The organism is Antarcticimicrobium luteum (assembly GCF_004358185.1).
Lineage (GTDB): Bacteria > Pseudomonadota > Alphaproteobacteria > Rhodobacterales > Rhodobacteraceae > Antarcticimicrobium > Antarcticimicrobium luteum.
The window spans coordinates 1-1,273 of the sequence record NZ_SMUV01000002.1 but is presented as its reverse complement, the minus strand read 5'-3'; the positions used below and the strand labels follow the sequence as shown (position 1 = coordinate 1,273).

1 protein-coding gene is annotated in these 1,273 nt (G+C 60.2%); it reads right to left on the bottom strand.

Going from position 1 to position 1,273, the window contains the following annotated elements; translation table 11 throughout:
* Positions 1 to 39: 39 nt before the first annotated feature.
* Positions 40 to 1,193, bottom strand: a protein-coding gene (locus E1832_RS00015) for an IS3 family transposase (protein WP_425358950.1) whose coding sequence is annotated in 2 segments (ribosomal slippage) — positions 40 to 932 and positions 932 to 1,193 — 1,155 coding nt in all. Because the reading frame shifts where the segments join, the coding sequence is not laid out codon by codon here.
* Positions 1,194 to 1,273: the final 80 nt, after the last annotated feature.

Sequence of the window (1,273 nt, the reverse complement as noted above, 5' to 3'; positions counted from 1 at the left end):
TGAGCTACTCCCCGATCCTTGGACAGTATCTGGCGTGATCTAAGCTACTCTCTGCTCCTGCTGATCGGTTTGGGTTTTGTCTTTTCTCAGCCAATAGACCACGGCTGGGGGTTTTCCACCAAGGGCGGCGTGCGGACGTTTTCGGTTGTAGAACTCGATCCACTTCCCGACGCCGACTTTCGCCTCTGATCCGGTCTCCCAGGCGTGCAGGTAGACGCACTCGTATTTCAAGCTCCGCCAGAGGCGCTCGACGAAGATGTTGTCGAGGAACCGCCCCTTGCCGTCCATCGAGATGCGCACGCTGGATCGGCGCAACCGGTCGGTCCAGGCAAACGAGGTGAACTGCGATCCTTGATCGGTGTTCATGATCTCGGGCGGGCCGAAGCGGTGGATCGCCTCGTTCAATGCCTCGACGCAGAAGTCGGCCTCCAGCGTGTTGGAGATCCGCCAGGCCAGCACCTTGCGGGTGTGCCAGTCCATGATGGCAACCAGATACAGGAAGCCGCGCCGCATCGGCAGGTAGGTGATATCCGCCGCCCAGACCTGGTTTGGCCGGGTCACTCGCAAACCGCGCAGAAGGTAGGGATAGGTCTTGTGCCCCTTCGCGGCCCTGCTGGTGTTGGGCTTCTGGTAGATCGGCATCAGGCCCATCAGCCGCATCAGCCGACGGATGCGCTTCTCGTTCACCAGGTGGCCATCATTGCGCAGGTGCCAGGTCATTTGCCGCACGCCGAAGAACGGGGTTTCCAGGAACTGCTCATCGATCTGGCGCATCAGCATCAGGTTCAGCGCCGTCTCGCCCTTGGGCTGGTAGTAGAATGACGACCGCGAGATCGACAGCAGCTTGCACTGCTTGCCGATCGACAGATCGGGATTGGCGGGCTCAACCATCTTCCGTCTCACTTGCCGGTCCACGGTTTGAGCTTTCTGGACAAAAAATCGTTGGCCACGGCCAGCTCCCCGATCTTCGCGTGCAACTCCTTGACCTGTTCCTCGTCGATCTCCGGGGCTTTCCTGCCGCCGCGCTCGAACACGCCAGACGCACCTTCCAACAACGCCCGCTTCCATGTGTGGATCATCGTCGGATGAACCCCGAACCGGCTCGCCAGTTCGGCCACCGTCTGCTCTCCCTTCAGCGCCTCAAGCGCCACCTTCGCCTTGAACTCCGGCGCATACTGGTTCCGTTTCGACATCTCTGATCTCCTTCTCGTCGAAGATCAGCAGACCGCAAATCGTAGCCTACGTCAGTGTCCGAATTTCGGGGGGTAGCTCA